Source organism: Phytobacter sp., assembly GCF_059074235.1.
The window spans coordinates 389,696-415,357 of the sequence record NZ_JCACPZ010000001.1; the positions used below are offsets into that span (position 1 = coordinate 389,696).

Here is a 25,662-nt window from a genome sequence, read left to right on the forward strand (position 1 = left end):
GGGCCAATTCACGGCGTTGGCCCGGCAATCTCCAGCTCGCCCAGTGCGTTCAGCAGCGCATCCACTTTTGGCAGTAACTGTTTGCGGCGCGGCCAGACCAGCGTCAGCGGCAGGCCATCCGGCTGTAATTCCGGTAAGACGATTTCCAGTTCGCCCGCAGCGAGCTGGCTACGGATAAGCCAGGTAGGACTTTGTGCCACGCCCAGCCCGGCGCAGACCGCCTGAATCTGCGCGTCCACATCTCCCAGTGCCATGCGAAAGGGCACCGAACGCCAGTGCAGGTGGCGGTCTTCGGTGATAAACAGCCAGGGCTTTGCCGTACCGTCGACGCGCTCATATAAAATCGCCTGATGTTGCAAGAGTTCTTCCACCGTTTGCGGTCGTCCATGGGCGTTGAGATACGCGGGTGAGGCGCAAAAGACCATTTTTTCACGCCCCAGCAGTTTGCACCCCAGCGAAGCAGGCAACGACCCGGCACCGCCAATTCGGACGGCTACATCGATCCCTTCTTCAAACAGATCCACGAAGCGGTCAGAGAAGGTCAGGCTCAGCTCCAGCTCCGGGTTTTGCTTGCAGAAGCGGGTCAGCAGCGGCATTACGCCCAGCCGACCGTAGGTGTTGGGTACCGCCAGCCGCAGTCGTCCGGAAGGGATAATGCGTTGGGCCGCCAGCACCGATTCGGCTTCGGCCAGTTCCTCCATAATGCGGATGCAGGTCTGGTAATAGGCCTGTCCGGCATCGGTCAACTGCAGGCTACGGGTGGTGCGTTCAAGCAGGCGTGAACCCAGCCGGGCTTCCAGCCGACTGACGCTTTTGCTGATGGCAGAGCCGGTCACGTGCAGGCGCTCTGCGGCGGCGGTAAAGCTGCCGCTCTCGACGCTTGCCACAAAGGGAACGATATCTTTCAGGCGCTGATCGTGCATCGATTAATGAACTCAGGTTAGGAATGATGTGAATTAATGCCAGAGATAAGAATTAAATTCTCTATTAGTCTACTCATTAACCTGATTGAGGAGAAACCGAAATGCAGAAACAAGCACTGATCGTCGGCATCAGCGGTGTGATTGGCCGTGCGCTGGCAGAAAAACTGAAAGCAGAAGGCTGGGCCGTCGCTGGCCTTTCACGTGGACGCGGTGCCGTACCGGAAGGCTGCACCAGTCTGGTGGCCGATTTGACCGATGCTAATGCGGTAAAAGTGGCGCTGGATTCCATTAAGCCCGATGCGCTGTTCTTTAGCGTCTGGGCTCGCCAGGAAAACGAGAAAGCGAACATTCGCGTCAACGGCATGATGGTCAAAAACGTCATCGAGGCGTTGGGCGATCGCCTTTCAGGCGCACATGTGGCGTTGGTTACTGGTTTAAAACATTACCTTGGCCCCTTCGAAGCCTATGGCAAAGGCACCGTGCCGGTGACACCGTTCCGTGAAGAGCAGGGCCGTCAGCCGGTCGATAATTTCTATTACGCGCAGGAAGACGAGATTTTTGCCGGAGCAGAAAAATACGGCTATCGCTGGAGCGTACACCGTCCGCATTCGATCATCGGTTATGCCGTAGGCAATGCCATGAACATGGGCCTGACGCTGGCAGTGTACGCCACGCTGTGCCGCGAAAAGGGTTGGCCGTTTATCTTCCCCGGCTCCGTGGAGCAGTGGAATGGTATCACCGATGTGACCGACGCTGGCCTGCTGGCGGAACAACTGAATTGGGCAACTTCCAGCCCGAATGCTGCTAACGAAGATTTTAATGCGGTGAATGGCGATGTGTTCCGCTGGAACTGGTTGTGGCCACGTCTCGCCGCGTACTTCGGCATTGAATCCGCTGGCTTCACTGGCAGCATGATGCCGCTGGAAGGTCGCATGCAGGACGCCGCCGCAGCCTGGCAGGAGATTGTGAGCCGCTACCAGCTTAAAGAGAGCGATGTAAACCGTCTGGCCTCGTGGTGGCATACTGATGCCGATCTCGGTCGCCCGATGGAGGCTTTTACCGACATGAGCAAAAGCCGTAAGGCCGGCTTTACCGGCTATCGCAGCACGCTCGACTCCTTCACCCAACTGTTTGATAAGTTGAAATCAGAGAACATTATTCCTCGCTAAGTCCTGTCTTCACTCAGGCGCTTTTTGCCTGAGTGATTTTCTACCTGCGTCACAAAAATCCGCTTTGGTTTTTACTTTGTTTCCAATGTTAACTATGTTAGATGCAGTCTTCATCCCCGCATCGAGGTTTCTGTGTCCAGACATCGCGTTACTCAAGGTTTACTACTTACACTCGCCGCTACATTGCCGCTTTCCGCGCTGGCAGAGACGGCGCAACAGCAGCAGATTGCCGCTCAGGTCATTCCCTATCAGGCAAAGCCCCGCGTCTTCGTACTGACGGATATCGGTAATGAGCCGGACGATCAGATGTCGCTGACCCGCTTTTTGCTCTATTCAAATGAGATGAATATAGAAGGGTTGGTGGCAACCACGTCCACCTGGCAGCGGGAAAAAGTTCATCCGGATATGATTGAACTGGTGCTTGGGCATTACGCTGAGGTCCAGCCTAACTTACTCAAACATGACCCGGCCTACCCGGCTGCCAGTCAGCTGAAAACCCGCATTGCAGCGGGCCAGGCGAGCTACGGCATGCAGGCGACCGGTGAGGGCAAAGGTACCGCCGGTTCCGCACTGCTGGTCAGTGCGATTGAGAAAAGCACCAATAAGGCGCAGCCGCTGTACATCAACCTGTGGGGCGGGGCGAACACCCTGGCGCAGGCACTGATAGACCTGTCGAAAAAGCATCCTGCGGCAGATGTTGATGCCCTGACGCGTAACCTGGTGGTGTACTCCATCTCCGATCAGGACGATGCGGGCATCTGGGTGCGTCAGCACTACCCGAACATCACTTATATCGTCGACCCGTCGAGCCAGAGCGGAGAAGATTATGCCCGCGCCACCTGGACCGGAATCAGCGGTGATAAATACTACCGTAACGCTCCGGGCGCCGATTTCACCACCGTGTCGCAAAGCTGGCTGGATAAAAATATCCGCAGCAAGGGACCGCTGGGCAAAGGTTATCTGCAGTATCTGTTCATTATGGAAGGGGACACTCCGGCATTTCTGGGGCTTATCCGCAATGGCCTGAACAGCGACATGAACCCTGGCTGGGGCGGTTGGGGCGGGCGTTATATCGTGCGTCAGCCGCAGCATGAACCGCGTCCTGTCTGGAGCAGTGGGGGTGACTTCTATCCGGGCAGCCCGAATGCCGCAGACACGGTGACCGGCAGCGACGGTAAAACTTACACCTCCAATCAGGCGACCGTCTGGCGCTGGCGCGAGGCGTTCCAGCATGACTTTGCTGCACGTATGGACTGGAGCATTAAACCTTATGCTGAAGCAAACCATAACCCGCAGCTGGTGGTGAACGGTCAGTCTGGCAAAGAGGTGGTGTATCTGGAGGCGAAGGTTGGGGAAGAGGTGAGTGTCAGCGCTGATGGTTCCAAAGATCCGGACGGCAACACCCTGAGCTACAATTGGTTCCTCTACCCGGAGGCCACCTCCGCCATCTCCAGCGCTGTTGCGATTGACGATGTGCAGGGGCGCAGAGGGGAGGATTTCCTGAATGCGCCATCGGTGCTCTCCGTGAGCAACAACCATGCGCCTGTCGTGAAGGTGAAGGCACTGCATAAAGGGACAGAGCATCTGATTCTGGCAGTGACCGATAACGGCACACCCTCGCTCACGTCCTATCGCCGTGTGATTGTTACGGTGAAATAAAAAACAGCGCCGGGATCCCCGGCGCTGGTTACTCTTTCCTGAAGTTAAAACAAAGAAAACAACAAGCAATGTACTACTGAGATATCGACTTTTTGGCTTCAATGCAGACGCCATTAAAAATACCGTACCGTATGGTTTTGTTGTAACTTGACATACATTCTCTGTCAAGAGAAGCTTGCGCGATGGACGAACGAACACGAGAAGCGTATGCGGGTTAAAACGGAAGCAAAGCGGCTGGCCATTCTGGATGTCGCGACTAAAGCGTTTATTGAGCTGGGGTTTAACAACACCTCCATGTCAGAAATCGCCAGTCGGGTCGGTGGATCAAAATCGACGCTGTATAACTATTTCAGTTCCAAGGAAGAGATCTTCTCCGCCGTGGTCGAAGCATCAGCGAAAACCGAGATTGCCGATGCCTTTGAATCCTTAGATTTGAAAAAAGATATCGAAGAGACGCTGAACAAATTCGGCAGTCGTTATCTTTCCTGCATCTTAAGCGGCGACATTCTTGCCATCTGGCGTATGGCGATTAGCGAATCGGAGCGTAGCGATATTGGCCGCCGTTTTTATGCTCAAGGGCCGCAGCGCGGCTGGCGTTTGCTGAGCGACTATCTGGCAAAAAAAATTGACGAAGGGGTCTTACGTCAGGCCGATAGCTGGATCTGCGCGATGCACCTGAAGGGGTTGATTGAAGCGGAGCTTTTCCTCGGGGTGGCTCTGGGCGTCGAAACCGCACCCGACAAAGCGCACATCGAGCAGGCGACTACCCGCGCCGTCAGCGTCTTTTTACTCGCCTACCGCATTCAATAACCGCGTGATGGCGGTCAGGCCGCCATCCCTTCACGCAGCACCTCAATCAACTCCCGTAATCCCGATGGCACGGTGCGGTTGCCGGGGTAATAGAGATACATCGCCGGTTCTGTCGGAGCCCAGTCTGCCAGTACCACCTGTAACTCACCGCTGCGCAGCCAGGGTTCGACCCGTTTTTCCAGACAATAAGTGATGCCCACACCGGCCAGCGCCAGCTCAATGCCCATCGTGGTTTCGCCCACGCAGACCTGCCCCGGCACGTCGATGGCGCGGTATGCTTCACCACGACGAAATTCCCATTTATAAATCGTCCCCTGGCCGGTACGAATCTGAATGCAGGCGTGATGCAGCAAATCGTCCGGGCGCATCGGTTCGGCGTGGTGATAAAGGTAGCGCGGGGAGGCCACTGCCACCCACTTCAGCGGTTCACCCAGTTTTACCGCCACAAAGTCATCGGCAATGGTGCCGCCAAAGCGAATCCCGGCGTCGAACCCTTCCGCCACAATATCCACCATCCGGTCGTCCACGGTGATATCCACCTGTACCTGCGGATAGCGTTTGAGAAATGTGGGCAGGTGAGGGGCGATAATCAACCGTGCGCCATCGCTCAATACATTCAATCGGATGCGCCCGACCGGGTTATCGCGCCAGGCGTTTAGCTCGTCGAGCGCTTCGCTGATCTCTCCGAAGCCGATGTTCAACCGTTTTGCCAGCGCCAGCCCGGCATCGGTGGGCGACACTGTCCGGCTGGTGCGGTTGAGCAAACGCACGCCGAGGCGGGTTTCCAGATTGCGGATGGCATGACTCAGTGCTGAGGTAGTTAATCCCAGTTCCACAGCGGCCTGGGTAAAGCTGCGCGCACGCTCAACGGCGCGAAAGGCGTTCAGGTCGGCGAGGTCACTGCGCGAGAGGCGCGATGTGGGTCTGACGGGCATAACACTCCCTCTGTTTATTGAACAAAATTCACCGCACGGTAAACAAAATAGCAACCGAGACGGCGTGACAAAATGCTAGTTTTAAAGCGTGTCCCCTTACCGTCCCCTTTATTGCCATGGAGTTGCGATGTTCTTTATCTGGACGCTGTTACCTGCACTGTATATCGCTTTTCGCTTCATCTGGCGGCTTTCGCTGCCCGTCATCCCGAAGTCGCTTTTCACCCTGCTGGTGGTGCTGATTTGTCAGTTCCATTTTATCAGCAGAATGTTGTGGGGAAATATGTTCTCCCCCGAGTGGCCGCGTCTGGCGATGATCGCCATCGGCACGTTGTTTGGTGCCACGGTACTTTTTGCCAGCTTACTGCTGCTACGCGATCTGGCCGGGTTGTTTACCCGTCTTATCCTGCGCAAGCCCCTGCCGTTTTTACCTATTGCTCTGCCCATGCTGGTAGGCTCGATCGTGCTCTCTGGCATCGGTGTCTGGCAGGCGATTCAGGTGCCAGACGTGCGTACCGTTGAGGTCAAGGTCACGGGGTTACCGCCTGCCTTTGAAGGCTACAAAGTCGTGCAACTGGCAGATATCCACGCCACGCGTCTGCTTCCCCGTGAGTGGGTTGAGCAAATCGTCGATAAAACCAATGCCCTGAAGCCGAATCTGATTGCACTTACCGGCGATATGTCAGACGGCACGCTGGCGGTGCGCTACAACGACGTGGAGCCGCTTTCCCATCTGCATGCGGTTGACGGGGTGTATGCCATTACCGGCAACCACGAATATTACTTCGACTTTAACGAATGGATACCCGCCTGGCAGAAGCTCGGTATTCCATTCCTGATGAACAGCCATGTGCGTATTGCAAAGGGTGATGAGTCGCTGGTGCTGGCGGGCGTCACCGATAAAGTTGCCGAACGCTTTGGGCTGGAAATGCCTGATATCCAGCGTGCACTGGCGGGCACCACGCCTAATGACACCGTTATTCTGCTTGATCACCGCCCTGATGCCGCAGAGAAGAATGCGCAGTATGGCGTCAAACTCCAGCTCTCCGGACACACCCACGGCGGCATGGTGCGCGGGCTCGATCAGGTGATTAAAGCCGTGAATGGCGGGTTTGTTTCCGGCCGCTATCAGGTGGGTAACATGACCCTTTACGTCAGCAACGGCGCGGGCCTCTGGAGCGGATTCCCGCTGCGCCTGGGTCGCTCGTCTGAAATTACCCAGTTTATTTTGCACGCAGAGAAGTCATAGATTGTTGAATCTGTCTCAATGATGCATGCCACCAGGCTCATCAAATCGCTGTAACTCCCCGCCTACAATGAGCACCTTTCAACATGACTAAGCCCGGTACGCCGGGCTTCTTCTCTCTTATCAGGTTATCTCATGCACACTTGCGTAAAGCACGGCACTGCCACGCCCGATGAGCGGCTGGTGACGCCTCCGGCTGGCCTGTTTGCCGCCATGTTGACCCTCGGGCTGGGGGGATTTTTTATCGGCACTGGCGAATTTGCCTCCATGAGCCTGCTGCCGTCACTGGCGGACGGGACGGGAGTGTCGGTGCCAGAGGCGGGGCGTTACATCAGCGCCTACGCCATTGGCGTGGTTGTTGGCGCGCCGCTGATTGCCGTGGTAGGTGCACGCTGGCCGCGTAAAATGTTACTTCTGAGTCTGCTGGCGCTGGTGATTATTGGCTATCTTGCCAGCGCAATGGCGTGGAATGCGCCGTCGCTGCTGGTGGCCCGTTTTGTCTCGGGTTTGCCTCACGGAGCCTGGTACGGCGTCGGTGGGCTGGCTGCGTCAGTGATGGTACCTGTATCACGGCGTACTCAGTACATCGGCTACGTGATGTTAGGGCTGGCGGCGGCAAACGTGGCGGGGGTACCGGCCATGACCTGGCTTGGGCAGCATCTGGGCTGGCGAGCGGCATTTTTATTTGTGGCGGCAGGGTGTGTGCTGACCGCCATCATGCTGATCTTTTTCCTTCCTGCCACGCCGGGCACGAAAAATGTCTCGCTGCTGCATGAGTTGACCGCTCTGCGTAAACCGCAGGTCTGGCTGACCTTTGCCGTCGCTTCCATTGGTTTTGGCGGGATGCTCGCGGTCTACACTTACATCACTCCAACACTCATTCAGGTTGGTCAGTTCGGCCTTTCCACCGTGCCAGTGGTGCTGGTGGTCTGGGGCGTAGGTATGGTGTGCGGCAACATTGTCGGCGGCTGGCTGGCAGACCGTGCGCTCGTTCCGGCGATTGTCGCCATGCTGCTCTGGAACGTCGCCTGTCTGCTGCTGTTTTCCCTCGTGGCACATATTCAGTGGGCGGTGGTACTGGTGCTCTTTCTGCTCGGCAATGGGTTTGCTCTGGTGCCAGCGCTTCAGGCCCGATTGATGGATGTCGCCCGTGACGCCCAGACGCTGGCGGCCTCGCTCAATCACAGCGCGTTTAATATTTCCAATGCCATCGGAGCATCGCTGGGCGGGGTGGCGATTTCTGCGGGTGCAGGCTGGGCGTCGACAGGCTGGGTGGGCGCGCTGCTTGCGGCCGCCGGGTTGGGCATCATGTTTTTATCCATAGGCTATGCAAAGAGGCACTGAAATGACGGATACCCTTATTACGAAAGGCCGCACCGCCGTGATTACCGGGGCTGTAACGTCCTGCGCTGTCGCGCTGGTATTAAGAGTGGAAAGCGAAATGTGCCGCGTGGATGGCGAACTGAGCCGATAAAACGTGCCGCCGTAGGACACGGCGGCAGCAGAGTTACTTCAGACGCTGCTTGATTTTCTCCACCATTGCATGGGTGGAAATACCGTAGCGCTCGTGCAGGGTAGGCAGCGCACCTGCCAGCAGGAACTCATCCGGCAGAGCAACCACGTCAAATTCACAGCTTACTCTTTTGCGCATCAGCAGGGCGGCAACGGCTTCGCTTAACCCGCCGACACAAGTGTGGTTCTCAGCGGTGACCACCAGACGACCCGGTTTCGCCGCCTGCGCCAGAATGGTTTGTTCATCCAGCGGCTTGATGGTAGGTACGTGCAGTACTGCCACGCTCACGTTGTCTTCACGCAACTTGTGCGCTGCTTCCAGTGCGCGCATGGTCATGATGCCTGATGAGATGATCAGCACGTCATTACCCTCTTCAAGTAGTTTCGCTTTGCCCAACTCAAAGGTGTAATTGTACTTATCCAGCACCAGAGGCACTTTACCGCGCAGCAGGCGCATATAGACCGGACCGTTATGGTCGGCGATAGCGCGCACTGCCTGATCCGTATCCAGCGCATCGCACGGGTCAACGATAGTCAGCCCAGGAATGCCGCGCATAATTGCCAGGTCTTCCGTCGCCTGGTGGCTGGGACCGTAGCCCGTGGTCAGTCCCGGTAGTGCCGCGCACACTTTGACATTAAGGTGTTCTTCGGCAATCACCTGGTGGATAAAATCATAAGCACGACGCGTTGCGAATGCGGCATAGGTAGTGACGAAGGGGGTAAAACCCTCTTTTGCCATCCCGCCTGCCGCACCCATCAGCAATTGTTCAGCCATTCCCATCTGGAAGAATCGTTCCGGGAAGGCCTGGGCGAAAATATGTAAGTCGGTATACTTCGAGAGGTCCGCCGTCATCCCGACGATATCCGGGCGCTCTGTCGCCAGTTTTGATAAGGCCACACCAAAAGGTGCCGGGATAGTGGCCTGGCCTTCATCGGCAATCGACGCAATCATCGCCGAGGTTTTTAAGCGGGTTTTGCCCGCAGCGGTCTGGCTCATTACAGCACTCCTTCCGGTTTGTTGGCATCCAGAACGGCGATGGCTTTCTGCCATTCGTCGGCATCAACGCGGATAAAATGGTTTTTGTCGCGGGTTTCCAGGAAAGGCACCCCTTTACCCATCAGCGTGTCGCAAAGGATCACGCGTGGCTGGTTTTCCGGGTAGCTTTTAGCATTTTCAAAAGCCTTGATGACGGCAGGCAGATCATTGCCGTCTACACGTTGAACGTACCAACCGAAAGAAGCCCATTTTTCATGAAGCGGTTCGAAGCCCAGGATCTTGCGTGAGTCGCCGTCGGCCTGCTGTTTGTTAACGTCCACGATGTTAATGAGATTCGTCAGCCCGTAATGGGCGGCGGACATGGCTGCTTCCCAGGTAGAGCCTTCATCCAGCTCTCCATCGGACATGGAGTTAATCACCAGCGCCGGATTTTTCTTCTGCCGCAGGCCAAGCGCCATGCCCACTGCAATACTCAGTCCCTGGCCCAACGAACCACCGGACATTTCCATCCCTGGTGTGTAGGTGGCCATGCCCGACATCGGCAGGCGGCTGTCATCGGAACCGTAAGTTTCCAGCTCCTCTTCATTGATGATGCCCGCTTCAATCAGTGCGGCGTAGTACGCGATGGCGTAGTGGCCGTGCGAGAGCAGGAAACGGTCACGCTCTTCCCACTCCGGTTCATCCGGGCGGAAATTCATGATGTGCGCAAAAGCGGTGCCGAGGACGTCGGCATAACCCAATGCCTGGCCGATGTAACCCTGACCCTGTACTTCACCCATGCGCAGGGCGTAGCGACGGATGCGCCATGCGGCGGCGGTAACCTTCTGAATGTCTGTATTCGTCATGGTGCTATCCCTTAATGAATTAACATCCCGCCGTTAACATCCAGCGTGATACCTGTTGAATAAGAGGAGAGGTCGCTGCCAAGGAACAGTGCTGCGCGGGCAATATCCACCGCGTCACCGAGGCGATTCATCGGGATGCCAGTAAGAATATTTTCGCGCATCTGGTCAGTCAGTTTGCCGGCGGTAATATCGGTCTGAATCAGCCCAGGAGTAATGGCATTGACACGAATATTGTCCGGACCAAGCTCACGTGCCATGGCTCGGGTCAGTCCCAGGACACCCGCTTTGGCGGCGCTGTAATGCGGGCCACCGAAAATACCGCCGCCGCGTTGAGCGGAAACCGACGAGATACAGACAATGCTGCCGGATTGCTGTGCCCGCAAGGTAGGGATAACTGCCTGAGACATAATTAATGTACCGCGCAGGCTGACGTCCAGAACGGCATCATAATTCTCGCGCTTGATATCCATTAATTTAATAGGTTGAGTAATGCCAGCATTATTAACCAGCACATCAATACGTCCATATTTGGCAAGCACTTGTTCAATTGCAGCCTGAACTTGAATTTCATTTGATACATTTGCGCCCAGGCCAATATGTTCGGTGCCGAGCATTTCGGCTGCGGATTTACTGGCCTCTTCATTTAAATCAATAATGACGACTTTCGCACCGTTCTCTGCGAATAATTTTGCGGTAGCAAAACCTAAACCGCGTGGGGAGGCCGCGCCAGTAATAATGGCGACTTTGTCTTTTAACAACATGATTTACTCCATTACATTTATGAGGTGTTGGTAATAAATATTATTGTGCTTCATCAAGTGTCAGAATGATTAATAGTCCGACTGCTGCACAAGCACCAAAATAGGTGAAAACAGAATTAAAACTACCGGTGGTGTCGAGTAAATAACCGGCGACCATGGGAGAAACAAAACCGCCAAGGTTCCCGCCACTGTTAATAATGGACGAGGCAATGGGGTAGGTTTTACTGTCAGAAACAGCCATGCCGTAGGCCGTGAAGGCGGGCCAGCCAATATTCAGGCATAAGCCGACGAAGAATAATCCTATACATACTGCCAGGGTGCTTTGTGGAATATTCAACATGATAACCATCATAATTACCGTTGATATTGCGGTAAAAATCATGGTCGGCTTACGGCGGCGTCCGAGTAATTTGTCAGAGATAAATCCACCGCCAATTGCCCCCACAAAACCACCGATACACGGCATGCTGGCAACCATCCCCATACGCATAAAATCAAAGCCTTTTTCTTTGACCAGATAGAGTGGGATCCAGGTCAAAAGGCCATATAACACGCTGACCATCATGAAATAAGCCAGGCAGTCACCGAGAATATTTTTCGAAGTGAATAGCCCTTTTACAGTATCAATGGGTGCCAGTTTTCTGACTCGAATAAACTTGTCCAGGGTGGCAAATCTGGGTGCCATGTGGATATTTTGCCGGATCTGCTGTTTTTCATTGGTATCGGCATTGATCACGGCCAGTTCACTTTCAGAGACAAAGCCACTATCAGCCGGGCGCGATTTGACAAACAGGTACCAGACAATGGCAATGAAAATGCCAGGAATGGCAAAGGAGTAGAAGACCCAGCGCCAGCCCCATGTTACGGCAATCCACACCGCCAGCGGCGGTACAATAATGGGCGCGAACATGGTGGCGGCGATATAGACCCCGGTTGCTGTCGCCTTTTCTTTAGCCGGGAACCAGTTGTTGATCGTGGAGGCAAGGCCAACCGGGCAAGGGCCTTCACTTAACCCCAGCCCTAATCGCACTAACTTCAGGCCAAAGACGGAACTGACAGTACCCATCAGCCAGGTAAACGCAGAAAAACCGAAGATAGATAGCGCGACCAGGCCACGGGTCCCGCGCTTAGCAATGAAGAAACCGGCGGGGATTTGGCTGACCGCGTAGCCGAGGAAGAACATACTGGCAATCGCCCCGGCTTCGAAGTTGTTGATATGAAACTCTTCAATAATGAACGGAAGAACAGCACCGATATTTGTACGATCGGCGTAATTAATGGCATATACCGCGAATATAATCGCCAGCACCGCAAAACGATAGTTTGTTTTCCTGGTGCCGGTACAGACAAGGCTATCTATACGGGACATAAGGTTTCCTCTTATCTTTCTTTTATCTTAAGGGTACATTCCGGACTTAATGGTCACGGTGATTTTCAGACCTGAGATTGCAATATATCAATCGCCTAAAATTCAGTGCATGCAAAAAACCTCAATTGATGTTGAGAAAAATTTGATTCGTGATTGAACGCAAATAAATAGCCATTGAAATTGTTTTTTATTTAAATGTTGAATTGAAAGTGCCACGCATGTCACAAATTTAAACTGCAAATGAATGAAAGGTGGTTTTAACGGAAGATACTTGTTTTATAACGCTTTTGATTCTAACGATTTTCCTGCGAATGAGGTGTATTGTTATATGACCCCAGGTGGTAGTGACATGATGAGTTACACAGAATATGAGGCAAATGCCCTAAGGCGAGTAAACGGATGACAAAAGCAAATACTAAGAAAGCATTACCTATACCTTCATTGCGCAATATTCAGACTTTTATCGAAGTTGCCAACGCGGGAAGTATTAATCAGGCCGCTGATTTTCTGAATATTACTGCGTCAGCGGTGAGTCATCAGATTGCTAGTCTTGAGCAATTCATTGGTAAAAAACTGTTTATTCGCAGTGGAAAAGGAGTTGAAATTACCCACATTGGTGAGAAGTATTTAAAAGAAGTCTCCGGCGCGGTCAGTATTATTGGTCGGGCAACCGATCAGGTGATTAATGATATACACCATGAACATCTACGCATCCATTCAGCACCCAGTTTCGGCCTGTTATGGTTGATTCATCGGCTCAATACATTCAGACAGAAGCACCCCGATCTAAAAATCAGTCTTACCTGTTCGTATGAAAATCTCCAGTTTTCACGAGATAACCTGGATATCGATGTGCGCCATGGCCTGCCGGAGTGGCCGACGCTTAATGTCAAAACGATTAAAAACGAGAGGCTCATTCCTTTTGCTTCACGCGACTATCTGGAGGGCAAATCTATTCGCGTGCCTTCAGATCTTCTGCAATACGAGTTGATTCATTCCGACAGCACATTGGTGAACTGGAACACATGGCTCTCCTGGCACGGCGTTGAACATCACAACAAAAATTATTATTTCAGCTTTGACCGTTCTTACATGAGTATTGAGGCCGCCAGGATGGGTATGGGCATCATTCTCGAAAGTAACCTGCTGGCTGATGACTACCTGCGCCAGCACAATTTGGTACCGGTATTTAGTGACGATCTCAGCATGCCGGTCGCGGCTCACCATTTTGTGCTGCCACACGTAAACGAACAGAAAGAGAAGGTAAAAATCTTCCTTACCTGGGTGGAAAAAGAACTCAGTGCATCGGGATTTGCGATGTGAACGGGTGGGTCAAAAATCACCATCTACAATGATGAGCACAAAAGAGAGGGGAACATATGCGTACGATCAGTTACAGCGAAGCCCGGCAGAATTTGTCCGCAACGATGATAAAAACGGTTGAGGATCGCGCTCCAGTGTTGATCACCCGCCAGAATGGTTAAGCTTGTGTGTTGATGTCGCTTGAAGAGACGGCATATTTGCTGCGCTCATCGGCTAACGCCAAAAGATTGATGAACTCAACTGAGAGCCCCAAAGCGGGCAATGGAACAGAAAAGGACATCATTGAGTGAAACTTGTCTGGTCGCACCGTATCACCGAAGAGCATCGTCTGGTGTATTCCATCAACAACGATGCGCTTCTGATTGCGGTCTGTTGATACCATCACTGAAGCACTCGCCCGCAAGAACCACTGTAGAAAGGGTTCACTCTTCCCCCAAACTCCTTCAATTCATTGTAAAAAAAATTTAATGCTTATTTGGCTTAAGTGTTAACGGCTTTTTACCGATATATGAAATATGAGCTGAATGCATTGAACGAGTTTTAGGCCACAGGGATTCGGCCCAAGTGGGGAAATATGAGCAAACGAAAGAAACTGACCGCCAGGACGCTGATGCTGGCGTCGATTTTTGTCACCATCACGGCCGGGTTCCTGGTCACCATCGGTCTGCTACTCTGGCAGTCCATGAATCAACAACAAGCCGTCGCACAAAAACATCTGCAACAAATTGCTCATACTGAATCACTGCGCGTACAGCAGCAGCTTGATACGGCGCTAACCGCTTCACGTGATTTGGGCGTCAGCGCCTGGTCTTTGCATCAGGCGGGTATGACGGACAGGCATGGGCTGGACCAGCTACTCACCGATTTTCTGCGCCAGCATAATGACTTCCTGTCGATGTCACTGACCTTCGAAGCTAATGCCTTCGACGGTAAAGACAGTGAATTTGCAGGCAAACCGGAGCAGGACCCGGCAGGGCGTTACGCCCGCTATGTTGACCGTGACAATGGCGGCAATCCGGCGCTGCACAATCTGGTCGATTATGAAACGCCGGGCAGCGGCGACTACTACGTGCTGCCGCGTCAGCGCCAGAAAGATGTCATCATTGAGCCGTACATCTACCCCTACAACGGCGTGGATGTGATGCTCACGTCCATTGCCGCTCCCATTATCCGCGACGGTAAATTCCAGGGCTCTGTTACCTCGGATTTCTCGCTGGAAACGCTGCAAAAGATGATTGGTGCAATCAAACCCTGGGAAGGATCAGGCTACGCACTACTGCTTTCGGCGGATAACAAAGTCATCTCCAGCCCGGACAAAGCCATGACCGGTAAGCCCTGGACCGGAACGATCACCGGGGAAGCTGTGGTCCGCGTGGACGATGCCATTTTAAAAGAGCCTGCATTTGTGACCTGGCAATCTATTGATGTGGGTAACAGCCAGACGCCGTGGAAGCTCGCGATTGTGACTCCGGTCAGCGTGGTCATGGCGGAGGCCTGGCATTACCTGCGTAACGCCATCATCCTGATGATTCTGAGCATTATTATCGTCAGTGTCGTGGTGGCGCTGGTCTTCACCCGCAAAGTGGCGCGCCCGGTGGGTGGCGAGCCGTCGGAAGCCTCCGAGATAGCCCTGTCTGTCGCGCAGGGGGATTTGAGCAATCCTATTCCGGTGCAAGCCGGAGATAACCACAGCATTTTCTATGCGCTCCACACCATGCAATCTGAGTTGCAGCGCATTGTGGGCAGCATCAGTGATGCCAGCCATTCAGTTCGAGCGGGCAGCAGTGAGATAGCGGCGGGCAACCTCGACCTGGCATCGCGAACGGAAGAGCAGGCGGCAGCGATTGTGGAGACGGCAGCGAGCATGGAACAGATCTCCGTGACCGTGAAAAACAATGCCGATAACGTTCACAAAGCGACCCGTCTGACCGAGAAAGCCGCCCAGATTGCCGGGCAAGGTGAAACGCTGGTGGGTGAAGTGGTGGATATCATCGGCAAGATTGATGAGAGTGCCAGCAAGATTGGCGACATCAATAGCATCATTGATGGTATTGCCTTCCAGACCAATATTCTGGCACTCAACGCTGCGGTGGAAGCGGCCCGCGCCGGTGAACAGGGCCGGGGCTTTGCAGTGGTGGCGGGTGAAGTACGTAACCTGGCTCAGCGTAGCTCCAATGCGGCAAAAGAGATTTCGGTGTTGATTGACGAGTCTTCCGGGCGCGTCAGTAAGGGCGTCGCGCTGGTCAATGAGACCGGGGAGATGATGAAGCAGATCATCGAGTCGGTGATGAGCGTGCATCTGGTGATTGGCGAGATTGTGCAGGCGCTTGACGAGCAGACCAGAGGTGTCGGTCAGGTGAGCGTGGCGGTCAATCAGATGGACAGCGCGACTCAGCAGAATGCGTCGCTGGTGCAGCAGATTTCTGCGGCGGCCAGTTCGCTGGAAGAGCAGGCAAAAAACCTGGAAGAGACGCTGGCGTTTTTCTCAAAGGCGCAGGGTAATTATTTGAGTTGATTGTGTTTTCCTCTCTTCCCAGAGGGGGAGTGGACAGCTTTTCGCCCTCTCCCTTTCAGGGAGAGGGCAGGGGTGAGTGTCAGCAATCCACGCCATTACCACCCTGGTCAACCGCCAAATATATCCCGTGCAATTTTACAAACCCTAGCAACTCGCCTGACGCCTCGCTCTAAACTCCTTATACTGCCAAAAAAACAATAAATTAATTCAATTTGATAGAACAGGCAGGGTAAAGGATGGAAACAGCGACGTTCCTGGGGCAGCTTACGCAGCAGATGATATTGTCTGCCCCGTTATTTTCACTCATTGCTTTAGGTTATTGTCTCGGGCGATTTGCCGGTTGGCCAGAGTCCGCCAGCGGGGTATTTAACCGCTTCTGTTTCTCGGTTGCCTTGCCCTGCATGTTATTTAAGGTGATGAGTAAATTCTACCAAAGTCCCCCGGTGGATATGCGTTTGCTGATTGCCTATTTCGGCAGTTGCCTGCTGATTTATATTGTCGGGCGCATCGTTGCCAAAAGCGTATTTGGTCTGGACGCGATTTCAGGTTCGGTATTCGGCCTTGGCGGTATCTTCTCCAATAACGTCATGCTTGGGATTCCGGTGGCGGTTATTCTTCTCGGCCAGGCGAGTCTCGCCTCGGTTGCGCTGGTACTGGTATTTAACAGCCTGATCCTGTGGACGCTGGTGACCGTCTCCGTAGAGTGGGCGCAGAGCGGCAGCTTCTCCTGGAAAGGGATCGGCAAAACGCTGGTCAATGTGCTGCGTAATCCGCTGATTATCGGCATCTTTACCGGTTTTGCCTGGAGTGCGACTCACCATCCCTTGCCGCAGTTTATTGATGGCCCGGTGAGTATGCTTGGGCAAGTCGCCGCGCCGTTAACGCTGGTGACGCTGGGCATGAGCCTTTCTCACTATAAAATCAGCCAGGGACTGCGGGAAAGCACCGCCATTTGCCTGATTAAACTGGTGCTGATGCCGGGGCTGATTTGGCTGCTGGCTTATGCGTTACACTTGCCACGACAGGAGAGTCAGGTGGTGGTATTGCTGGGGTCAATGGCGGTGGGGATTAATGTCTATCTGATGGCGCAGAAATTCAAAGTCCTGCAAGGGGCGACGGCAACCAGCATGCTGATTTCCACTATTCTGTCGACCCTGACAACGCCCATGCTGATGATCATGATGAGCCGCTTTTACCCGGACTGGCCATAAGTTTTGCCCGGCAGGGCACAGAGGTGTGCTCTGCACAAACTGCATTACAGAATATCGTCCACCACGCCGCCGTCCACGCGCAGAGCGGCCCCCGACGTTGCCGATGCCTGGGTGGAGCAGACGTAAACTACCATGTTCGCCACCTCTTCCACCGTTGCCGCACGCTGAATGACTGAGCTTGGGCGGTTGCTCATCACAAACTCTTTTGCCAGCGTTTCCAGCGATTTACCGGTTCGTTTGACTTCGTCCTGCATCATGGTGGCAAAGCCATCGGAAATGGTCGGCCCAGGCAGAACGCTGTTCACGGTGACGCCACTACCGGCCACGAACTTCGCCAGTCCACGTGCAAGCGAGAGCTGGGCAGTTTTGGTCACGCCGTAATGAATCATGTCGGCAGGGATATTGCGTGCCGACTCTGAGGAGATGAACACCACGCGTCCCCAGCCTTTTTTGACCATCGCAGGCAGCAGTGCTCGTGAGAGACGCACGCCGGACATCACGTTGGTCTGCCAGTAGTTTTCCCATGTCGCGTCGTCGGTTTCATAAAAATCCCGCGGCCCGTAAATCCCGGCGTTATTGACCAGAATATCGGCGTCCGTTGCCGCACTCAGCAGCGCTTCCACGCCTTCGGCTGAGCTCAGGTCAGCGATGGCCGTGCGCAATTTGGCACCCGGCACGCGCTCATTCAGCGCTTTTACCGCTTTGCTCACCGATGCTTCGCTGCGTCCGTTGAGGATCACTTCGGCTCCGCTTTCTGCAAGCCCGGCGGCGATAGCAAAACCAATACCGCCCGTGGAGGCAGTAACCAGCGCAACTTTCCCACTCAAATCAATCTTCATGTTCGGCTCCTTCATTTTTTGAATACAGACCGTTAAGCGTAGCAGGCGGCGACACAGCGACGTTTTCTTCACGTACTTCGCAGAACCACTGACTTATGCAATTCCTGGCATTGCTTTTCTGGTTTTAATGGTTCCTTCACATTCCCCCCTCAACCAGAATGGCAATCACAAAATATATTCCGTGATACGCCTTCTTATTTAATTTTGCCAGCCCATACGGGTTTAATTTTGGGGACAGAAAAACGAAATGAAAAAACACAGCATTTTAGCAATATTACTGGTGCTGAGCGGTACCCAACAGGTCATTGCCGCCGAGCAGACAGTCCCGGCAAAAAATAATTTTACTGTTACAGCAGATGAAACTTTAAAAGCGAAACTGCCGATTGAGATCCAACAACGTGGATATATTGTTGCGGGGACCAACCCTAATACGCCGCCGACCACTTTTTATCAGGAAGATAATAAAACCCTCGCCGGACGCGAAATCGATATTATGAGCGCCGTAGCTGAGCGCCTTGGTGTCAAAGTGCAATGGCATGATACTGGCGGCTTTGACAACATTATCCCTGGTCTGAAATCGGGCCGCTACGATGTGGCTCTGTCTAACATTAATGCCACGCAAAAACGCCTTGAACAGGTGGATTTCGTCAGCTACTACGACGCCTCTCGCTTAGGGGTTATTTCCCGCAAAGACGCTAATATTCCGGCCTTCACCGAGCTGACCGAAGCTTGCGGTAAAGAAATTGGCGCAGGATCCGGCACCACCCAAATCAACCGCCTCAATGAAGCGAGCAAAGCCTGTGAAGCACAGGGTAAACCACCGATTAATGTCGCCATCTTCCCCGATCGTCCTGCTGGCGTGCAGGCGGTAGTGAGCGGTCGCGTGCCAATGTTCTTCGGGCCCTATGAAGGGCTGACCTGGCAGGTGAAAACTGTTAAGCCGCTGACCATGACCGGGCAAATTAGCGTGAACGATGCTCCGGTTTCCATCGCCTTCCCGAAAGATTCAAAACTCGAGGAGGCGGTACAGGGCGCGCTGAATTCGCTCATCAAAGACGGGACTTATCAGAAAATATTGGATCACTGGTCGATTGGCTTTGGCGCAGTGAAAGAGTCGAAACGTAATCAGGACATTTTCTAATGCCGCACTCCACCCCTCCCGCTTCTCAGGACGCGCTGCGCATCATCGGTAAACGCTATTACGGGCGTTGGTTCAGTGCCCTGGTGGTTTTGCTCTTGCTCGTTGGGTTGATGCACTCCATTTTTAACAACCCGCGTTTTGAGTGGCATGTGGTGGCGGAGAGCTTTACCGAAGATTCCATTATCAGCGGTGTGCTGATGACCCTGCAGCTCACTGCCATCTCCGTGGTGTTGGGCTTTGCAGGCGGGACGGTGCTGGCATTAATGCGTCTCTCCTCCAACCCGGTGCTGGTGGCCGTCAGTTGGGGATACACATGGTTTTTCCGTGGCGTGCCGATGCTGGTGCAACTGTTCCTCTGGTACAACATCGCCGCCCTTTACCCCACTGTCTCATTGAGCCTGCCAGGTATTGGCGAAGTTTTCAGTGCTTCATCGAATGCGCTGATCAGCCCCTTTAGTGCCGCGGTGATCGCGTTGGTGATGCACCAATCGGCCTATGCGGCGGAGATTATTCGTGCCGGTATTCAGAGTGTCGGCAACGGCCAGCTTGAAGCGGCGCGGGCGCTGGGTTATACCCGCAGCCAGATTTTCCGTCACACGGTGCTGCCACAGGCGATGCGCGCCATCCTACCGCCAGCAGGAAACGAAGTCATTGGGCAACTGAAAACCACGGCGGTGGTGTCCGTTATCTCTTTGCAGGACGTGCTTTACTCTGCACAAATTATCTACCAGCGTACCTATGAAGTGATCCCCCTGCTGCTGGTCGCTACGCTCTGGTATCTGTTGTTGACCTCTGTGCTCTCCGTCGGTCAGTTCTACGTTGAACGTTACTTTGCCCGAGGGGTGAAGCGTGAGAAGGCGAAAGTCTGGTTTGCCCGCAAACTACCGGTCTATCTGTTCAATGCAAGGAGAGTCAGCAATGGCTGAGGCTATCGAATTACGTAACATCACCAAGCGTTTTTCCGGACAGACCGTGGTGGATGCCGTTGATCTGGATGTCGATGCAGGTTCAGTGACGGTGATCCTCGGGCCTTCTGGTTCGGGTAAATCCACACTCCTGCGCTGCATCAACCACCTGGAAAAACTGGATGCCGGGACTATCCGTATCGGCGGCAATCTGGTGGGTTATGAACAAAAAGGTCAGGCGTTGTATGAGGTGAGTGACAGCAAAATCGCTGCTCAGCGTAGCCGCATTGGCATGGTGTTCCAGCAGTTTAATCTGTTCGCGCACCGTACCGTTCTGCAGAACATCATTGATGCGCCTGTTCGGGTAAAGAAACAGCCACGCGCAGTAGCGGTGGCAAAAGCCCGCCAGTTGCTTCAGCAGGTGGGACTTTCTGGACGGGAAAACGACTGGCCGCAGCAGTTGTCCGGGGGACAACAGCAGCGCGTGGCCATTGCCCGTGCGCTGGCGATGGACCCGGAAGTGATGCTCTTTGATGAACCCACTTCGGCCCTTGATCCTGAACTTGTCGGCGAGGTGTTGCAGGTGATCAAAGGGTTGGCACACTCGGGTATCACGATGGTGATTGTGACCCATGAAATCGGCTTTGCTCGTGAAGTGGCAGACAACATCGTCTTTATGGAGTCTGGCAAAATCATTGCGTCTGGCCCGGCACGTAAGGTGCTTGAAGAGAATGCCAATGCTCGCGTAACCCACTTCCTCTCAACGGTTCTGTGAATGCCGACTCCTGTTACGCATAGCTCCCACTGGGGGGCTTTTACCGCTGAGCGCGGATCAAACGAACTCATCATTACCCCTTTTGCGGCCGATCCGGATCCCAGCCCGCTACTGGAGAATTTCACCAATGCATTAACTCACCCGGCGCGCGTCACTCAGCCGATGGTGCGCCGTGGCTGGCTGGAAAACGGCCCTGGCCCCGATGAGCGGCGAGGGGTGGATGAGTACCTGGCAATAAGCTGGGAGCAGGCGCTTGACCTGGCGGCGGGCGAACTCTCGAGGGTGGCTGAACAGTCTGGCCCGCAGGCAGTCTTTGGCGGCTCCTATGGCTGGTCCAGCGCCGGGCGTTTCCATCACGCACAAAGCCAGGTGCATCGCTTTCTCAACACTACGATTGGTGGTTACGTCCGCTCGGTCTGGTCTTACAGTTCGGCGGCGGCCTCGGTGATTTTGCCGCACATTGTTGCTCCCCAGGATGAGATCTCCCGGCGCGGCGTGAGCTGGCGTGAGATTGCTGAACATAGTGACATCGTTCTCGCGTTTGGCGGCCTGGCGCTGAAAAATGCCCAGGTAGCCAGCGGCGGAATGAGCGAGCACACCGAACGGGGTTATATGCAACAGGCGGCCCGTCGTGGTGCGCACTTTATCTCCGTTAGCCCGCTGCGTAGCGACCTGCCGAAAGAAGCCGCCGGAGAGTGGCTGCCGATTACACCGGGTACTGACGCTGCATTGATCCTCGCGTTACTGCACACGTTGTATCAGCAGGGGCTCACCGACGAAGCCTTTCTGCAGCGCTACTGCACCGGCTGGTCAACGCTGGTGCACTATTTTCAGGGTGAGGCCGACGGCACAGTACGCGATGCCGCATGGGCCGAAGCGATCTGTGGCATTCCGGCGAGTGAGATTGTTTTCCTCGCGCAGCGGCTGCACGGCAAGCGAGTTCTGGTTACGGTCGCACACGCTTTACAACGCGCTCAGCATGGTGAACAGCCAGTATGGCTTGGACTGGTGCTGGCCTCTGCTCTTGGGCAACCAGGCCTGCCAGGCGGGGGCTATACCTATGCGCTGGGGGCGCTGGGTCATTACGGTAAGGCCTTTAACCGGGTCTCTTTTCCCTCATTACCTCAGGGGAAAAATGGCGTAGAGGCGTTGATTCCAGTAGCCCGCATTGCCGACATGCTGCTGCATCCTGGCGAAGCGTTTGAGTTTAATGGCGTGACGCGGTGCTACCCGCATATCAAACTGGCGTGGTGGGCGGGCGGCAATCCGTTCCATCATCACCAGGATCTGGCGCGGCTGCGGCGGGCATTTTGCCGTCTTGATACCTTAATCGTCCATGAACACAGTCTGACGGCCACCGCGCGTCATGCAGATTTAATCCTGCCCGCAACCATGACCCTGGAGCGAGAAGACGTGGGTGGTGCACCGACGGATCGCCATCTTTTTGCCATGCACCCGGTGGCCGAGCCCCATGGAGAGGCCCGGGATGATTTTGCGATTTTCCGTGATATCGCCGCCCGGCTGGGCAAAGAAGAGGCGTTCACCGAAGGACGCAGCGTGCGTGATTGGTTACAACATCTCTACCAGCAGATGCAGCAAAAACTGGCGGAGATAGACCACCCGGTACCGGATTTTGATGTCTTCTGGCAGCAGGGCGTGCTGACTTTGCCGCAGGTGGATGACGGTGGACGCTTGATGCGTCGTTTCCGCGCTGACCCACAGGCCCATCCCTTACCCACACCGGACGGTAAAATTCAGATTTTCTCAGCGACCATCGACAGTTTTTCTTATGCCGACTGCCCCGGTCACCCGGTGTGGGTGGCACCGGATGAGCAGCCGGACGTGCTGCACCCCCTATGGCTTATCGCCAATCAGCCCGCGACCCGCCTGCATAGCCAACTGGATTACGCCCGACACAGTGCGAAACACAAACAACATGGGAAAGAGGTCTGTTTGATGCATCCGGCTGACGCTGCGGCGCGAGGTATTCACGAGGGCGACATCGTCATGCTGCATAACGCACGGGGAGCGCTGCTTTCAGCAGTGAATCTGTCTCAACACATAAAACCGGGCGTGGTACAACTACCGACTGGCGCCTGGTATGACCCGGTGGAACCGCAGGCGAAACGTCCGTTATGTCGGCACGGTAATCCGAATGTCTTAACGCGGGATATTGGCACCTCTTCGCTTGCACAAGGATGCAGCGGGCAAATCACCGTTGTTCAGGCGATCCGTTTTACCGGTGATGCCGGGCCGGTTCAGGCTTTCTCCCCCCTTATACCAGCAGTAAACCGCGAATAGCCTCTACATCCTCTGGGGTGTTCAGGCGCGTCTGCCTGATCCAAAGGGCACGAGTAGTGGCATCCACATCGGGCAGGCACTGTTGCAGCTTCTCTTCTAAATTCACTTCCAGTGCCAGCAGCCCCTGGCGTGTTATCTGACTGATAAGCTGCTCGCCATTATGCAGTTGTAGCGTCAGACGGTGAAAACGGGCACCTGGATTGAGTGCATCCGGCGGTGCAGAGGCATCGGGGGCGCGGGTAACGCGTGCCGCCAGTTCAGCAGTGACCGGATCGACTGGACGGGCATCAAAACGGGTCAGAGCCAGCTCGCCGTGGAGCAGGCACTCGGCAATCACATATTCGAGACTAAAGCGTGCTTCTACACCCGTGGTGGGCTGGTGTACAAAGGCTGCCACATCGCCGCCTGGTGGAAAGGCAATAGCAATATGTTCAATGGCTTCGGTGAGGCTGGCGGACGTTTTACCGGCAGCCAACCACTGTTTGCGCAGACGCAGTGCCGCCAGTGCTGCACCGTGTGTGCCGCTACAGGTGGGCCACGGTTTGAACTCAAGGCCCGGCGTGATAATACGCCACGGTAACCCCCATCCCTGCGTGAGCTTTTGTGGCTGTTGTGTCTGCGGGCTGTAGGCCGCGAGAAAACTCTCCAGCGCGCCCGCCGTTGATGCGTGTACCCCGTGTTGCGCGAGCTGTACGGCAGTCACCGCAGCCCGTGCAGCGAACCCTGCATGCAGGGGCTTAACGTCTGAACCAAACTGTACCCGCAATCCGGCTGACTGGGTGGCTGCGATAGCCAGTGCCGTCGCCGTTTGTGCTTCTGATGCCCCAACAAGCCTCGCCCCCGCTGCGGCTGCGGCGATGACGCCCAGAGTGCTGGTGTTGTGAAAACCCTGTACATAATGGTCGCTACCCGCCGCCAGCCCCAGCCGACCCGCAACCTCCACGCCCACCACAAAAGCGTCCAGAAGACGCTGCGGGTTATCCGTGCCCAGCGCCAGCAGTGTCGGCAAAATCACCGTGCCGGGGTGGCCGCGAAAGTCCGGGTGGAAATCATCAAAATCGAGGGCATGCCCGCAGTAGCCCAAACGCAGCGCCCGTGACTGGGGATCGTCGCCGGGCCAGATGGCGAGTAGCGTGTCCCGTGTGCTGTCCGGCAGGCTGCCATTCACCACGGGCAGGGCGACGGCGAAGAAATCGAGCACCCCGTGGCGTGCCTGTTCGCGAGCGGCCTCGTCCGGCTCACTGGTCGTGATTAACCGGGCAATGCTGAGGGTCAGGTGGCTCATACGTTGGCCTTTGCCAGCGCTGCGACAGCCAGTTGGGCCAGCCAGTCGGCGGTGGGAAAGAGGGCGGCATCATCCACACGAAATTGCGGATGGTGCAGCGCAAACGGTCCACCGGAGCCAATCATGATAAATGCACCGGGCAGGCGCTGCTGATAGAAAGCAAAATCTTCACCAATCGGATTGGCGGCAATACGGCGGCCCTCAAATCCTGCCTGCTCGCCGGTTTGTAGGGCCAGGTCAACCCAGCCGTCACTGTTCACGACTGACGGTGGACCGGGTTGCCAGTCGAGCTCGATTTGTGCGTCAAAAGTGGCGGCGAGGCCGCGCGTGACGTGGCGAATACGGCGTTCGATATTTTCGCGCACACTCTGGCTAAAAGTGCGCACGGTGCCTTCGAGCCAGGCGCTGTCAGGGATGACGTTCCATGTGCTACCGCTATGGACCTGAGTAATGGATAGCACGGCGTTTTCACTGGAATCAGTGTTACGGCTGATGAGTGTTTGCAGGATGCCGATCAACTGTCCGGCAATCACCACAGGATCGTTACCTTCGTGTGGACGGGCGGCATGGCTGCCGGTACCGGTGATATCAATCCGGAAACGATCTACGCCCGCAGTCAGTGCGCCCGCTTTGCTGCCCATCACCCCTACAGGGAGCGCCGGGTCATTGTGAATACCAAAAATAGCGGTCGCCTCATCCAGCACCCCGGTGGCGATCACTGCGGGCGCGCCCTGCCCCGTTTCTTCGGCAGGCTGGAAGAGAATTCGCACCCGCCCCTGCAGCGTGGCTTCCTGTTCTTTAAGTAAAATAGCCGCTCCCAGTGCCGCTGAGGCGTGGAAATCGTGGCCGCAGGCGTGCATCACTCCGGGATGTTCGGAGCGGTACTCGACGTCGGATTTCTCCTCAATAGGCAGAGCGTCAATGTCAGCACGCAGCACCACTAGCGGGCCGGGATTCTGCCCGCCGATCTCGACGACCAGACCGGTGGGCAAATTCAGCGGAAGAATACGAATTTGATATTGTTCCAGCACGCGGCGCAGGCGGGCGGTGGTGGCAAATTCTTCGTTAGAGAGTTCCGGGAAGCGGTGCAGTTCGCGACGAAATTCGGTGAGCCAGAGGGCGAAGTCATGGGTATCTGTCATGG

23 protein-coding genes and 1 pseudogene are annotated in these 25,662 nt (G+C 55.0%); 15 read left to right on the plus strand and 9 right to left on the minus strand.

Going from position 1 to position 25,662, the window contains the following annotated elements:
• Positions 1–8: 8 nt before the first annotated feature.
• On the minus strand, positions 9–923 hold the full coding sequence (locus AC5JPW_RS01795; RefSeq protein ID WP_494237934.1) for a LysR family transcriptional regulator: 915 nt from the start codon (positions 921–923) through the stop codon (positions 9–11).
• Positions 924–1,024: 101 nt separating this feature from the next.
• Between AC5JPW_RS01795 and AC5JPW_RS01800 the strand changes: the two genes are divergently transcribed.
• The 3 genes from AC5JPW_RS01800 to AC5JPW_RS01810 all read left to right on the plus strand — a co-directional run bounded on the left by AC5JPW_RS01800 (position 1,025) and on the right by AC5JPW_RS01810 (position 4,561).
• The gene (locus tag AC5JPW_RS01800) at positions 1,025–2,092 is read left to right on the plus strand and encodes an SDR family oxidoreductase (RefSeq protein WP_494237935.1); all 1,068 of its coding nucleotides are present in this window, start codon (positions 1,025–1,027) and stop codon (positions 2,090–2,092) included.
• Positions 2,093–2,224: 132 nt separating this feature from the next.
• Positions 2,225–3,751: a DUF1593 domain-containing protein gene (locus tag AC5JPW_RS01805; RefSeq protein ID WP_494237936.1), complete on the plus strand. Its 1,527-nt coding sequence runs from the start codon at positions 2,225–2,227 to the stop codon at positions 3,749–3,751.
• A 207-nt stretch (positions 3,752–3,958) separates the two neighbouring features.
• Positions 3,959–4,561, plus strand: a complete 603-nt coding sequence (locus tag AC5JPW_RS01810) for a TetR/AcrR family transcriptional regulator (protein ID WP_494237938.1) — start codon at positions 3,959–3,961, stop codon at positions 4,559–4,561.
• Between the two features lie 14 nt (positions 4,562–4,575).
• On the opposite strand, the gene AC5JPW_RS01815 is transcribed toward AC5JPW_RS01810, so the two are convergent.
• Positions 4,576–5,496 (minus strand): LysR family transcriptional regulator, encoded by a 921-nt coding sequence (locus tag AC5JPW_RS01815; protein WP_494237939.1) that lies wholly within the window; start codon positions 5,494–5,496, stop codon positions 4,576–4,578.
• A gap of 127 nt (positions 5,497–5,623) precedes the next feature.
• On the opposite strand from AC5JPW_RS01815, the gene AC5JPW_RS01820 reads away from it, so the two are divergent.
• The 3 genes from AC5JPW_RS01820 to AC5JPW_RS01830 all read left to right on the plus strand — a co-directional run bounded on the left by AC5JPW_RS01820 (position 5,624) and on the right by AC5JPW_RS01830 (position 8,213).
• On the plus strand, positions 5,624–6,742 hold the full coding sequence (locus tag AC5JPW_RS01820) for a metallophosphoesterase (protein ID WP_494237940.1): 1,119 nt from the start codon (positions 5,624–5,626) through the stop codon (positions 6,740–6,742).
• Positions 6,743–6,874: 132 nt separating this feature from the next.
• Positions 6,875–8,083 carry an MFS transporter gene (locus tag AC5JPW_RS01825; protein WP_494237941.1) on the plus strand — a complete coding sequence of 403 codons (1,209 nt, stop codon included), beginning with the start codon at positions 6,875–6,877 and terminating at the stop codon, positions 8,081–8,083.
• Between the two features lies 1 nt (position 8,084).
• Positions 8,085–8,213: a hypothetical protein gene (locus AC5JPW_RS01830; protein WP_494237942.1), complete on the plus strand. Its 129-nt coding sequence runs from the start codon at positions 8,085–8,087 to the stop codon at positions 8,211–8,213.
• Positions 8,214–8,246: 33 nt separating this feature from the next.
• On the opposite strand, the gene AC5JPW_RS01835 is transcribed toward AC5JPW_RS01830, so the two are convergent.
• From AC5JPW_RS01835 to AC5JPW_RS01850, 4 genes are read right to left on the minus strand one after another with little or no spacing between them, the layout of a single operon-like run.
• On the minus strand, positions 8,247–9,248 hold the full coding sequence (locus AC5JPW_RS01835; protein WP_494237943.1) for a transketolase family protein: 1,002 nt from the start codon (positions 9,246–9,248) through the stop codon (positions 8,247–8,249).
• The gene (locus tag AC5JPW_RS01840) at positions 9,248–10,093 is read right to left on the minus strand and encodes a transketolase (protein WP_494237944.1); all 846 of its coding nucleotides are present in this window, start codon (positions 10,091–10,093) and stop codon (positions 9,248–9,250) included. The genes AC5JPW_RS01835 and AC5JPW_RS01840 overlap by 1 nt, the downstream gene beginning before the upstream one ends.
• 11 nt (positions 10,094–10,104) lie before the next feature.
• Entirely contained in the window at positions 10,105–10,854 is a 750-nt protein-coding gene (locus tag AC5JPW_RS01845) for an SDR family NAD(P)-dependent oxidoreductase (protein ID WP_494237945.1), read from the minus strand.
• Positions 10,855–10,894: 40 nt separating this feature from the next.
• Complete coding sequence (locus AC5JPW_RS01850) at positions 10,895–12,223, minus strand: MFS transporter (protein ID WP_494237946.1); 1,329 nt, start codon at positions 12,221–12,223, stop codon at positions 10,895–10,897.
• Between the two features lie 399 nt (positions 12,224–12,622).
• Between AC5JPW_RS01850 and AC5JPW_RS01855 the strand changes: the two genes are divergently transcribed.
• From AC5JPW_RS01855 to AC5JPW_RS01875, 5 genes and pseudogenes are all read left to right on the plus strand, one after another.
• The gene (locus tag AC5JPW_RS01855) at positions 12,623–13,546 is read left to right on the plus strand and encodes a LysR substrate-binding domain-containing protein (RefSeq protein ID WP_494237947.1); all 924 of its coding nucleotides are present in this window, start codon (positions 12,623–12,625) and stop codon (positions 13,544–13,546) included.
• A gap of 56 nt (positions 13,547–13,602) precedes the next feature.
• Positions 13,603–13,836: pseudogene (yefM, locus tag AC5JPW_RS01860) on the plus strand (YoeB-YefM toxin-antitoxin system antitoxin YefM).
• Positions 13,833–13,922, plus strand: a complete 90-nt coding sequence (locus tag AC5JPW_RS01865) for a type II toxin-antitoxin system YoeB family toxin (RefSeq protein WP_494237948.1) — start codon at positions 13,833–13,835, stop codon at positions 13,920–13,922. Before yefM ends, AC5JPW_RS01865 begins: the two are co-directional and overlap by 4 nt.
• A gap of 198 nt (positions 13,923–14,120) precedes the next feature.
• A complete protein-coding gene (locus AC5JPW_RS01870) occupies positions 14,121–16,061 on the plus strand; it encodes a methyl-accepting chemotaxis protein (RefSeq protein WP_494237949.1) in 1,941 nt (646 codons plus the stop codon).
• Positions 16,062–16,297: 236 nt separating this feature from the next.
• Positions 16,298–17,272 (plus strand): AEC family transporter, encoded by a 975-nt coding sequence (locus AC5JPW_RS01875; RefSeq protein ID WP_494237950.1) that lies wholly within the window; start codon positions 16,298–16,300, stop codon positions 17,270–17,272.
• 44 nt (positions 17,273–17,316) lie between these two features.
• Here the strand turns inward: AC5JPW_RS01875 and AC5JPW_RS01880 are convergent, their stop codons facing one another.
• Complete coding sequence (locus AC5JPW_RS01880; protein WP_494237951.1) at positions 17,317–18,111, minus strand: SDR family NAD(P)-dependent oxidoreductase; 795 nt, start codon at positions 18,109–18,111, stop codon at positions 17,317–17,319.
• Positions 18,112–18,358: 247 nt separating this feature from the next.
• On the opposite strand from AC5JPW_RS01880, the gene AC5JPW_RS01885 reads away from it, so the two are divergent.
• From AC5JPW_RS01885 to AC5JPW_RS01900, 4 genes are read left to right on the plus strand one after another with little or no spacing between them, the layout of a single operon-like run.
• Entirely contained in the window at positions 18,359–19,252 is an 894-nt protein-coding gene (locus tag AC5JPW_RS01885; protein ID WP_494237952.1) for an ABC transporter substrate-binding protein, read from the plus strand.
• The gene (locus AC5JPW_RS01890) at positions 19,252–20,178 is read left to right on the plus strand and encodes an amino acid ABC transporter permease (protein ID WP_494237953.1); all 927 of its coding nucleotides are present in this window, start codon (positions 19,252–19,254) and stop codon (positions 20,176–20,178) included. The genes AC5JPW_RS01885 and AC5JPW_RS01890 overlap by 1 nt, the downstream gene beginning before the upstream one ends.
• Positions 20,171–20,932, plus strand: a complete 762-nt coding sequence (locus tag AC5JPW_RS01895) for an amino acid ABC transporter ATP-binding protein (protein ID WP_494237954.1) — start codon at positions 20,171–20,173, stop codon at positions 20,930–20,932. The genes AC5JPW_RS01890 and AC5JPW_RS01895 overlap by 8 nt, the downstream gene beginning before the upstream one ends.
• Positions 20,933–23,233, plus strand: a complete 2,301-nt coding sequence (locus AC5JPW_RS01900; protein WP_494237955.1) for a molybdopterin-dependent oxidoreductase — start codon at positions 20,933–20,935, stop codon at positions 23,231–23,233. It abuts the gene before it with no gap.
• Here the strand turns inward: AC5JPW_RS01900 and AC5JPW_RS01905 are convergent.
• Positions 23,208–24,518 (minus strand): MmgE/PrpD family protein, encoded by a 1,311-nt coding sequence (locus AC5JPW_RS01905; RefSeq protein ID WP_494237956.1) that lies wholly within the window; start codon positions 24,516–24,518, stop codon positions 23,208–23,210. The genes AC5JPW_RS01900 and AC5JPW_RS01905 overlap by 26 nt on opposite strands.
• Positions 24,515–25,660, minus strand: coding sequence for an amidohydrolase (locus tag AC5JPW_RS01910; protein WP_494237957.1), 1,146 nt, complete (start codon positions 25,658–25,660; stop codon positions 24,515–24,517). The genes AC5JPW_RS01905 and AC5JPW_RS01910 overlap by 4 nt, the downstream gene beginning before the upstream one ends.
• Positions 25,661–25,662 lie beyond the last annotated feature (2 nt).

What these genes read in the sequence shown, in the direction of transcription:
- AC5JPW_RS01835 (WP_494237943.1), bottom strand. Translation starts at nt 9,248, where the DNA reads ATGAGCCAGACCGCTGCGGGCAAAACCCGCTTAAAAACCTCGGCGATG.
- AC5JPW_RS01830 (WP_494237942.1), top strand. Translation starts at nt 8,085, where the DNA reads ATGACGGATACCCTTATTACGAAAGGCCGCACCGCCGTGATTACCGGG.
- AC5JPW_RS01905 (WP_494237956.1), bottom strand. Translation starts at nt 24,518, where the DNA reads ATGAGCCACCTGACCCTCAGCATTGCCCGGTTAATCACGACCAGTGAG.
- AC5JPW_RS01825 (WP_494237941.1), top strand. Translation starts at nt 6,875, where the DNA reads ATGCACACTTGCGTAAAGCACGGCACTGCCACGCCCGATGAGCGGCTG.
- AC5JPW_RS01810 (WP_494237938.1), top strand. Translation starts at nt 3,959, where the DNA reads ATGCGGGTTAAAACGGAAGCAAAGCGGCTGGCCATTCTGGATGTCGCG.
- AC5JPW_RS01895 (WP_494237954.1), top strand. Translation starts at nt 20,171, where the DNA reads ATGGCTGAGGCTATCGAATTACGTAACATCACCAAGCGTTTTTCCGGA.
- AC5JPW_RS01850 (WP_494237946.1), bottom strand. Translation starts at nt 12,223, where the DNA reads ATGTCCCGTATAGATAGCCTTGTCTGTACCGGCACCAGGAAAACAAAC.
- AC5JPW_RS01815 (WP_494237939.1), bottom strand. Translation starts at nt 5,496, where the DNA reads ATGCCCGTCAGACCCACATCGCGCCTCTCGCGCAGTGACCTCGCCGAC.
- AC5JPW_RS01840 (WP_494237944.1), bottom strand. Translation starts at nt 10,093, where the DNA reads ATGACGAATACAGACATTCAGAAGGTTACCGCCGCCGCATGGCGCATC.
- AC5JPW_RS01820 (WP_494237940.1), top strand. Translation starts at nt 5,624, where the DNA reads ATGTTCTTTATCTGGACGCTGTTACCTGCACTGTATATCGCTTTTCGC.
- AC5JPW_RS01900 (WP_494237955.1), top strand. Translation starts at nt 20,933, where the DNA reads ATGCCGACTCCTGTTACGCATAGCTCCCACTGGGGGGCTTTTACCGCT.
- AC5JPW_RS01875 (WP_494237950.1), top strand. Translation starts at nt 16,298, where the DNA reads ATGGAAACAGCGACGTTCCTGGGGCAGCTTACGCAGCAGATGATATTG.
- AC5JPW_RS01885 (WP_494237952.1), top strand. Translation starts at nt 18,359, where the DNA reads ATGAAAAAACACAGCATTTTAGCAATATTACTGGTGCTGAGCGGTACC.
- AC5JPW_RS01910 (WP_494237957.1), bottom strand. Translation starts at nt 25,660, where the DNA reads ATGACAGATACCCATGACTTCGCCCTCTGGCTCACCGAATTTCGTCGC.
- AC5JPW_RS01890 (WP_494237953.1), top strand. Translation starts at nt 19,252, where the DNA reads ATGCCGCACTCCACCCCTCCCGCTTCTCAGGACGCGCTGCGCATCATC.
- AC5JPW_RS01880 (WP_494237951.1), bottom strand. Translation starts at nt 18,111, where the DNA reads ATGAAGATTGATTTGAGTGGGAAAGTTGCGCTGGTTACTGCCTCCACG.
- AC5JPW_RS01855 (WP_494237947.1), top strand. Translation starts at nt 12,623, where the DNA reads ATGACAAAAGCAAATACTAAGAAAGCATTACCTATACCTTCATTGCGC.
- AC5JPW_RS01845 (WP_494237945.1), bottom strand. Translation starts at nt 10,854, where the DNA reads ATGTTGTTAAAAGACAAAGTCGCCATTATTACTGGCGCGGCCTCCCCA.
- AC5JPW_RS01800 (WP_494237935.1), top strand. Translation starts at nt 1,025, where the DNA reads ATGCAGAAACAAGCACTGATCGTCGGCATCAGCGGTGTGATTGGCCGT.
- AC5JPW_RS01795 (WP_494237934.1), bottom strand. Translation starts at nt 923, where the DNA reads ATGCACGATCAGCGCCTGAAAGATATCGTTCCCTTTGTGGCAAGCGTC.
- AC5JPW_RS01870 (WP_494237949.1), top strand. Translation starts at nt 14,121, where the DNA reads ATGAGCAAACGAAAGAAACTGACCGCCAGGACGCTGATGCTGGCGTCG.